Source organism: Corallococcus praedator (genome assembly GCF_003612125.1).
Taxonomy (GTDB): domain Bacteria; phylum Myxococcota; class Myxococcia; order Myxococcales; family Myxococcaceae; genus Corallococcus; species Corallococcus praedator.
Window position 1 is genome coordinate 1 of record NZ_RAWI01001342.1, and the last position, 399, is coordinate 399.

The 399-nt window shown below is 63.4% G+C and carries 1 protein-coding gene and 1 pseudogene; both read left to right on the forward strand.

All coding sequences use genetic code 11. The features are described 5' to 3' along the window. On the forward strand, positions 1 to 176 hold a 176-nt coding region (locus tag D7Y13_RS49405; RefSeq protein WP_208734743.1), incomplete at its 5' end, for a 4Fe-4S dicluster domain-containing protein. A gap of 9 nt (positions 177 to 185) precedes the next feature. After that, positions 186 to 399: pseudogene (locus D7Y13_RS44385) on the forward strand (hypothetical protein); the annotation flags it as partial.

Below are 399 nucleotides of genomic sequence, written 5' to 3' on the forward strand. Positions count from 1 at the left end.
GTTATTGCCCGGCCGGGGTCTACGAGATTGTCGGTGAGGAGACGGGCGACCCCAAGTTCGTGATCAACGCGCAGAATTGCGTCCACTGCAAGACGTGCGACATCAAGGACCCGACCCAGAACATCAATTGGGTAGTGCCCGAAGGCGGCGGCGGGCCCAATTATCCCAATATGTGATCGCGGCGAGTGACTGACGCGGTGATCGTCGAGGCTGCGCCCGCGAAACTGAATCTTGCGCTGCACGTCCGGGCGCGGCGGGCGGACGGCTATCACGAGCTCGAAACGTTGTTTGCCTTTGCCGCCGACGGCGACGAACTGCGGATCGAGCCCGCGGAACACTGGTCGCTAGCGATCGTCGGTCCGTTCGCTGCCGGACTGAGCGCGGGTGCGGACAATCTCG